The 8,509-nt window shown below is 31.1% G+C and carries 7 protein-coding genes; 6 read left to right on the forward strand and 1 reads right to left on the reverse strand.

The window, feature by feature from the left end; genetic code table 11:
* Nucleotides 1-37: 37 nt before the first annotated feature.
* Nucleotides 38-2,848, reverse strand: coding sequence for a transglutaminase domain-containing protein (locus tag A3I1_RS0105365; protein ID WP_018370255.1), 2,811 nt, complete (start codon nucleotides 2,846-2,848; stop codon nucleotides 38-40).
* Nucleotides 2,849-3,208: 360 nt separating this feature from the next.
* Between A3I1_RS0105365 and A3I1_RS0105370 the strand changes: the two genes are divergently transcribed.
* The 6 genes from A3I1_RS0105370 to A3I1_RS0105395 form a co-directional block, all read left to right on the forward strand.
* Entirely contained in the window at nucleotides 3,209-3,448 is a 240-nt protein-coding gene (locus A3I1_RS0105370; RefSeq protein ID WP_018370256.1) for a GlsB/YeaQ/YmgE family stress response membrane protein, read from the forward strand.
* 17 nt (nucleotides 3,449-3,465) lie between these two features.
* Nucleotides 3,466-4,053, forward strand: coding sequence for an alkaline shock response membrane anchor protein AmaP (gene amaP, locus A3I1_RS0105375; protein ID WP_018370257.1), 588 nt, complete (start codon nucleotides 3,466-3,468; stop codon nucleotides 4,051-4,053).
* An 18-nt stretch (nucleotides 4,054-4,071) separates the two neighbouring features.
* A complete protein-coding gene (locus tag A3I1_RS0105380) occupies nucleotides 4,072-4,263 on the forward strand; it encodes a DUF2273 domain-containing protein (RefSeq protein ID WP_018370258.1) in 192 nt (63 codons plus the stop codon).
* Nucleotides 4,264-4,275: 12 nt separating this feature from the next.
* Nucleotides 4,276-4,821: an Asp23/Gls24 family envelope stress response protein gene (locus A3I1_RS0105385; protein WP_018370259.1), complete on the forward strand. Its 546-nt coding sequence runs from the start codon at nucleotides 4,276-4,278 to the stop codon at nucleotides 4,819-4,821.
* A 38-nt stretch (nucleotides 4,822-4,859) separates the two neighbouring features.
* The gene (locus A3I1_RS0105390) at nucleotides 4,860-5,396 is read left to right on the forward strand and encodes an Asp23/Gls24 family envelope stress response protein (RefSeq protein ID WP_018370260.1); all 537 of its coding nucleotides are present in this window, start codon (nucleotides 4,860-4,862) and stop codon (nucleotides 5,394-5,396) included.
* Between the two features lie 174 nt (nucleotides 5,397-5,570).
* On the forward strand, nucleotides 5,571-8,509 hold a 2,939-nt coding region (locus tag A3I1_RS0105395), incomplete at its 3' end, for a ZmpA/ZmpB/ZmpC family metallo-endopeptidase (RefSeq protein ID WP_018370261.1).

Consider the following 8,509-nt stretch of genomic DNA (forward strand, 5'->3'; position numbering starts at 1 on the left):
CAGTATCAATAAGTACTGAGGTTTTGTTATGAAACAATTAATTATTTTGCTTTTTCTTACTTAGAATTCCTATTACTACACTACTAATGAGAGCTAAAATTGCTAAAGGAGAGAATTGATTTAAATCACCAGTTTTAGGAAGTGTCTCTTTAGCTTTTTCATGTTTGAAAGTATCATTTCCTGAACTTTCTTTTTCAGTTAATTTTCCTTTAAATTCTTGTTTATCTTCAGTGCTTAAATTGTTTTTAGGCACTTTTGATTCTGCTATTGCTTGTTCAATATGTGAAACTTTTTCAGAGTTTCTCAATTCAATACTAGGATTATCTTCAACAGATGGTGCCACCATAGGAACTTTTTCAATTAAGGGTTCATTAAACGGCGGCAAATCATCAGCTATTGGTGCCGCTTCAGCAATCTTGCTTACTAATGAATCATTAAATTCAGGCAAATCTTCTAAAGTTGGCGCATTCTGAGGGATAACCCATTCAATATTTGGCAAGTCTTCAGTTATTGGCGCATTCTGAGGGATATCCCATTCTACACTCGGTAGGTTTTCAGTAGTAGGTGGGTTTTGAGAAGTATTCCATTCAATGCTCGGTTTATCTTCAATAGTTATTACCACGTCAGGTTTTTTTTCAATTAAAGCACCATCAAATTCTGGTAGACTTTCAGTAATTGGGCTTGTTTCAGGGACTCTCTCCTCTAATAGACCATTAAATTCAGGCAAATCTTCTAAAGTTGGTGCATTTTGAGGGATATTCCATTCAATACTTGGCAAGTCTTCAGTAGTAGGTGGGTTTTGAGAAGTATTCCACAAAATGTTAGGTGCGTCTTCAGCAGTTGGTGCATTTTCAGGAACTTTTTCTTCTAATTTACCATTGAATTCGGGTGCATCCTCAGATTTAGGTGCAGCATTTGGTACAACCCATTCAATAGGTTGTTCATCAATAGTATTATAAACATTTAATTGTTCTAAAATAGTGGCATCTTTAATAACTTCTTTAGCGACTTCAAGAGCGTTATTATAAGTAATTGTTGCTTTATTTAATTTTTCTAAGGTTTGGCGAGAAAGTGGGACATTTGGGTCAATCCCTTCTTTAATAGTTTCGTAAGCTTCTTTAGCTACTAAAAATTCATTTAATAGTTGTTTTTCAATGCTCTCTTTGGGAACAAGATTAGCGTAAGCTTGATAAATACTTTCAATTAAGCTGTCTAATTCGTTCACAGTAAAAGAATCCCTGGCTAGTAGGGAAGTTAATTCAGAAACCCTATTTCGAAATGTTATATAACTTTCAATGGTATAATCCATTTCTTTAACGTGATTAACATCGCTAATTAATTTTTCCAATTTTCTTTCAGTCTCCTCATCATCAGCAATTTGGTCATCTGCTTGATGAGAACGAAAGGCAATCTTATGTCGTTGTGCAAATTCTTTGGCTTTTGATTGTTCACCACCAACAAGTGTTAGTTGATTAGTTGATATCCCCCAAAAAGCATTGTCACTAATAGTGGTAACTGAGTCAGGGATGTTAACAGTTGTCAAATGTTCAGATCCATTAAATACATAATCAGGAATAGTAGTAATACCTTCTTCTAAAGTAACTGTTTCTAAGTTTGGCTTGAAAGATAATGCAATATTATCTAATAAGACTGACCCAGGAATAGTAACTTCAGAAGCACCTTCGGCAACAGTAAGTAATTTTGTTTGTTCTTTATTAAATAAGCTTCCTTTGTAAGCTGAAAAATTAGGATTACCCTCCTCAACTATAAAACTGGTTAGATAAGGATTTTGAAAGGTTTGTTTTTCATCGTAAATTCTTGTTTCTTTTGGAATAGTGAAAACTGTTTCTTTTTTATTTTTAGGATAATAAACAATTGTTGATAAATCTTTTGAAAAAAGAACTCCCTCGTTGGTACTGTACCATTTATTTTGTGGTGATACTTCAATTGATTCTAAGTTTTCAAAATCAAGAGCGGCAGATTCAAAGTGTTTAATATTTTCTCCAAGAACCATTTTTTTAAGAGTTTTATTATTAGCTGACAGTTGAACTGACAATGCAATAATAGGAGAGTCATTAGAAGTGCTTGGAATTGTAATTTGTTCATCTTGACTGCTAATATTAATAACGGATAACCCACTATTTTCAAAACCAATTGTTAATTGATCATCATTGTATGAGACCCTATGAATATTTGTGGTTTTATGGTCTTTTGAAAATTCAGCTATTGATTTTTTGAAATAACCATTTCCCCAGGTGCTATCAGAATAATGCCATTCACCATCAATATACATGGCATTCCATTGGTGAGCAGGGTCTAAAGATAAATTATTGACTGTACTTCCTGATGGAATAGTTCCATATACAATAATAGAAGGAATACCAACGGCATTTAACATAGCCTTATAAAGATTAGAGTAACCACCACAAACGGCGATTTTTTCTTTCATAACATCATAAGGATTAGCTTTTGGATTTTGATTGCCACTAGCATATCTGACATTACTAGTAATCCAATTAAAAATATGCTTAGCCTTTTCAATATCACTGTCATTTGGATTTTTAATGATGTGATTTCTGACAAAAGCATTTAGTTCTTCTTCTTGGGCTTTTGTCATAATTAAACCAGATAGGTTTTCATCCCAATGTGTGTATGAACCTGGTTCAGCGTAGTTTTTTATAAATGATAAAGCGTTCTTATTAATTTGATGATTATCCACTTGGCTATCTGCAAAAGCAGTAATGACAAAAGGATTGTCAAGAGCAATTAAATTATCTTGAGTCACTAAAACAGCCCCAGAGGCCAATGATAAAATCACCGCTTTTGATAATGTTTTTTTTATGTCCATTTTATCTCCTTTTTGTATATAGTATATATTTTACAATAAAAGAGATGATTACTCAATATATTTTATACACCAATTTTAATATTGAAAATCATTTCTAAAACAGTTCGTAAAAGTATAGAATATATCAACATTTTTATCATCAAATAAAAATAAATATTTAATCTTAAAAATAAGTTTATTCTTTTTTTGAATTATTATAAAATATTTCAAAAACATCAAAGTTGAAAACAAACATTTATTGAGCATATTAATTGACTATTATTTAAAAAAAGACTACAATTATTGTATAGTCTTTAACTAAAGCCTAATTATATAAATTTATATAATTTAGAAAATATTTATATCAAAAGGAGAAAAATAATGGGATTAATTTGGTCATTAATTGTAGGCGGTATTATCGGAGCTATTGCTGGAGCTATTACTAAAAAGGGAGATTCAATGGGCTTAGTAGCAAATGTTGTTGCTGGACTTGTCGGATCATTTATTGGTCAATTATTATTAGGTAATTGGGGACCAATGTTAGCAGGTATGGCAGTTATTCCATCAATTATTGGTGCAGTTATCTTAGTATTAGTGGTTTCTAAATTGAAATCAAAATAGGAGGAAATTTATAACGAATGTCTAAATTAGCTAAAATTATTAGTTTTTTGATAGGAATAGTAGTTTTGACTTTTCTAGGAGCAGTTATTCTTATAAATGCTCATAGTGTAGTCTTACCCAATTATATGGATTGGCTACAATTTCAGATAGAACTTCCTTCATATCTATCTATATTTAAAGGTGGACTTGTTTCACAATATCTTTTTTGGGTATCATTGGTACTATTTGTTGTCATCATTATTGCTATTTTAGTCGTATTGTTCTACCCAAGAACTAAAACTGAGATTGATTTGAAAGAAAAACAAGGAACTTTGTTACTGAGTAAGTCAGCAATAGAAGGTTTCGTTCGCTCTTTGATTAACAACAAAGAAATAATGGAAACTCCTAATGTTTCTGTTAAATTATATAAGCGTAAATTCAAAGTAATTGTATCAGGAACTCTTGAGTCAAGAGTTAATGTTATTCCAGAGGTGAGTCAAATTAAGGCTGATATCGAAAAAGGATTGAAAGAGTTCTTTGGCTTAAACCAGTCTGTAAAATTTGAAATATCAGTTAAAAAGATTAAAGCACCTGACAAAGAACCTGTTGCACCACGTGTTATTTAGTAGAAATTAGGAGAAAAAATGGAACTTTTTGAAAAATATAAATACCCAATTTTGGGAGGAATTGTAGGCCTCCTTATGGCAGTTTTTATTATATCAGTTGGTTTTTTTAAAACCTTGTTATTATTGATTTGTATTGGTTTGGGAGCCTTTGTTGGTTTTTATTTAAAAACAACAGGTCTCTTAGATAAGTTTATTAACAAAAATCGTTAAAAGGAGAAAAAGATGGCGAATGAAGTAAAATCAACAGTTGTTACAGAAACCCCTAAACAGGTTAGTGACATCAGAGGTGAATTGACTTATGAAGAAAGAGTTATCGAGAAGATTATTGGTATTGCAATAGCTTCTATTGATGGTCTTTTAGCAGTAGACGGTGGTTTCTTTTCAAATATTAAAGATAAATTAGTCAATACTGAATCAGTAACTGATGGTGTTCATGTTGAAGTTGGGACTAAACAAGTAGCAGTGGATTTGAATATCATTGTAGAATATCAAAAACATGTGCCAACAGTTTATCGTAATATTAAATCAATTATCGAAAAAGAAGTTAAAGAAATGACTGATTTGGATGTTGTTGAAGTCAATGTTAAAGTTGTTGACATTAAGACTAAAGAACAACATGAATCAGACTCAGTGAGTTTACAAGATCGTGTTTCAGGAGTAGCAAGCGCCACAGGTGAAGCAACCTCAGAGCAATTTGGTAAACTTAAATCAGGTGTTAGTGGTTCTTTGGAGAAAGTAGCTGAACCAACTGAGCCACGTGTTTTATAAGAAACTAAAGAAAAATAAAAAGAAAAGTGAGAAAATATATGTCTAACGAAACAAATAAAAACAAACAAGCAACAACTTCAGTTTTAAAAGGTGAGGTGTCTTATGAAGAACAAGTTATCAAAAAAATTGTTGGTCATGCCCTAAAAACAATTGAAGGTCTATTGTCTGTTGATGGTGGGTTCTTCTCAAACCTTAAGGAAAAATTGGTTAACTCTGAATCAGTAACAGATGGTGTTAACGTTGAAGTTGGAAAAAAACAAGTCGCTGTTGATTTAAATATCATTGTAGAATACGATAAAGATATTCCAAAAATTGCTGATGAAATGAAAGCAGTTATTGCTAAGAACGTTGAAAAGATGACTCATCTTGAAGTAGTTGAGGTTAATATTAACGTTGTTGATATTCAAACAAAAGAAGAATTTGAGAAAAATAAAGTTTCTCTTCAAGATCGTCTCTCTAATGTAGCTCAATCAACTGGTGAACTGGCATCTGATACTGCTAATAAAGCTAAAGATGCAGTCGTTGATGGAACTGAGAATGTTAAGGAAAATTTAGCTAAATCACGTGTTGAATAATATGAAAAAAAGTAATGGCATTGGCCATTACTTTTTTTTTAACTATAAAGGTGAAAATGATTATTTTTTATAAAAAAGTATTATTACCTGAATAAAAAACAAATCTTGACAATTGTTATTTATCAGTATATGATATTTAAAGTAAATAATAATATATTAACCTAGGAGTTTTGAATGAGAGAGAAAAAGCAACAATTTTCTATTAAAAAATTAACTACAGGTGTAGCTTCAATCTGTATAGGTTTTTCTTTTTTGATTGTTCAGGTTTCAGCTGATGATACTGTTAATGATTCAAAAATAACTAATATTCATCAACAGATAGGTGAATATGAAAAAATTGAGTTAAATGACAAATTAGATCAAGTTATTAGTGAAAATCAAGAAAATGAGATTGTACATGATTTAAATATTGAGAATCAAGATGCTATTGAGTCATCTAAAGATTTATCTCAGGAATTAGATGTTGATATTAATAAAATAGATATTTTAGAAAATTCTAATACTAATATTTCTCTTGAGACAAATGAAAAAAAATCAAATCCACTGACTCAGTTTTTTAAGGTCCAAGAATCAATGGATAAATCTCAAAATGCTATTGATTTTATTGATGGAAATGTAACGGAATTTTCTGATGAAATAGTAATTGAGCAATTAAATGCTACTAAAAAAGTGGCTTTAAAAAATTTATTATTATCAGATTTTGAAAAGACAGCTCCTGAAATTGCAATTAGGGATTTTACAAAGAAAAAGCAATCATCAAAAGATTTTAAACCGCAGGAAATTACTAAGTATTTTTCACCAATTATCATTAAACTACGACAAGAAGCACAAAAAAGTCAAGAAAATTTTGATAATATGGCATTAATCCAACAAGCATGGGAAATGGCCATTCAAAAAGCAAATGAAGAATTATATGATGACTACCACTTAGCATCGTTAGCCCAAAAAGCTAAGAAAAATTTTCAAAATATTTTAATGCCAACAAATAATGAAGGTATCTTAGAAAGTCAACCTCATCTTACGATTAAACAATTAAAACAAGATCTCCATCAATTATTTAGAGGAATTTTATTTTTACAAGAACAATACTCATTTGAAGAAGATTTACCTCAACGATTAGTTTTTTCACCAGAAAGTATTGGTGCTATCAAAAAGGGACCTGAAACGGCTTATCAAAGATTGTTATCTTATGGTGCTCGAGTTAATGATAAAAGACAGATGGCTTTGTCGTTAAATGAAACCCATTTTAAGACACACAAAATTGGCCAATACACTGGGACAAGTTCACCAATTGATTTATTTGAAAAATTAGCTATTGAAAAACACAAAGATCCATCTTCTTATTTTGAAGAAAGAACGGAGGCTTTAGTTGGTGCAAGTAGAGGAAATAATGTTTATTCCTCGATTAAAAATCATAAATCTCATTATTTATTACCGATTTTATCTCAAGGAAAAGGGCTGTACATAGCAGGGACTAGTAATAGTATCACTATTGGTTTGATTGCTACTTATACAAAAGATTATCCTGAAATAGAAAATTATTTTCATCAACGCGGAAGCGAACAAATTAACGAACCCTTTTTCAATGATATTGTTAATTACCAAGAAAATTGGTTACAGTTTCTTGATACAGTCAAAAAACCTGGAACACAAGTCCCATTTACCGAAGCTTTAGATAGTATGTATATTTATCATAAAGACGGCACTAGAACTTGGTCATCAAATGAAGGGGATTTAGCAGATATTGCTGTTGTTCACTTCTTTAATCCTATGCGTTTGTGGCAGTCTTATTCTAAATCAGGAGTTGGTTTAGGTGGTCAAAAACAAAGTGCTAGCAGTATTAGATCATTTGAAACTTTATTTATGGCAAAAGATTTGTCTGGTCTTGGACTATTTACTCATGAAATGACTCATGCAAATGATGAAGAGCGTTTATTTGGGGGTAAATATAACGAACATGGTAGAAGATCAGGACAAGGACCAGAAGTTTATGCTAGAGGACTTTTTGAGGATATTGATAATACACAAGAAGGTAAAGACGGAGAATTTAAACCAGTATTTTCACTGAATACTACAATTCCGATTGGAAATAAAACTAACAGAGTTCAGGCTTCTCAACCTCAGAATACTAGAATAAAATTAGAGACTTACATGAAAAATCTAATGGATTTAGTTGCCTATTTGGAGGTCAAAGAGGCAGAAGCTGCCTTAAATGTTCTTAGTCCAAGGGAAAAAAATATTTACTTTAATCATATTGAACAAGTTTCAGCAATCAATGACAGTGAAAGACAACAATTAGGATCACATCAAACGTCTTCAAATGATGCCATTATTCCATTTGATAAAGCTACCGACAATATCCAATTGGGTAATCCTATGACTATCGAAGATTTGGTAGAAAAAAATGCTGTTAGTGGTCAATTTATCGCGACTGGAACTTCTCCTTTTATTCTAAATCTTAAACATAATCAATATAATCAAGTACCGTTATTAGAAAGTTTCTATGGTAGTCAAGTGGCTTTAGATGGTAAAAATACTGTTGGAGACATTTCTTTTAAAAGGCATGCTTATGAAATTTTAGGTTGGAAAGGTTGGGATGCTTTTGTTGATTATTTAAGTGATAAATATAATAGCGACCAAGCAGCTTTTGCTAGCATTCTTAAAGGTAGTTATAATAATCAATGGATTCAATTTAAAAAAGAACGCTATCAACAATTGGCTCAAAAAAAACCTATTCAGAATTTATGGGATGATCAATTATTACTTGAAGATTTGAAGATTGCTGTTATAAAAGATCTTGCTGAAATAAAAAAAATAAAGGACATTTCTTCTGAAATTTTTGAAAATTCTTCTATTAGTGATTCTGAAAAACAAACTCAATTGGCAGTAATTGCCGCTAGGCAACAATTTTATAAAAAAGCAACAAACGTTAGAGCTGTTAAATTAAATATTTTACAAAAAGCTTTAGCATTTAATGACTTAACTTCAGCGATTCTGAGCTCACCAATAACTAGTGTTCCATTAGTTTCTCCACAGGCTCTAGACTTACCAACGGCAGATATCCGTTATGAAGAGATTGATTATGATACCCGTGAAATCCTTGACCCAAGTCT

Source organism: Streptococcus marimammalium DSM 18627 (assembly GCF_000380045.1).
Taxonomy (GTDB): Bacteria; Bacillota; Bacilli; order Lactobacillales; family Streptococcaceae; genus Streptococcus; species Streptococcus marimammalium.

Excerpts from the sequence above, each read along its gene's own strand:
- A3I1_RS0105365 (WP_018370255.1), bottom strand. The coding sequence starts at position 2,848 with ATGGACATAAAAAAAACATTATCAAAAGCGGTGATTTTATCATTGGCC.
- A3I1_RS0105370 (WP_018370256.1), top strand. The coding sequence starts at position 3,209 with ATGGGATTAATTTGGTCATTAATTGTAGGCGGTATTATCGGAGCTATT.
- amaP (WP_018370257.1), top strand. The coding sequence starts at position 3,466 with ATGTCTAAATTAGCTAAAATTATTAGTTTTTTGATAGGAATAGTAGTT.
- A3I1_RS0105380 (WP_018370258.1), top strand. The coding sequence starts at position 4,072 with ATGGAACTTTTTGAAAAATATAAATACCCAATTTTGGGAGGAATTGTA.
- A3I1_RS0105385 (WP_018370259.1), top strand. The coding sequence starts at position 4,276 with ATGGCGAATGAAGTAAAATCAACAGTTGTTACAGAAACCCCTAAACAG.
- A3I1_RS0105390 (WP_018370260.1), top strand. The coding sequence starts at position 4,860 with ATGTCTAACGAAACAAATAAAAACAAACAAGCAACAACTTCAGTTTTA.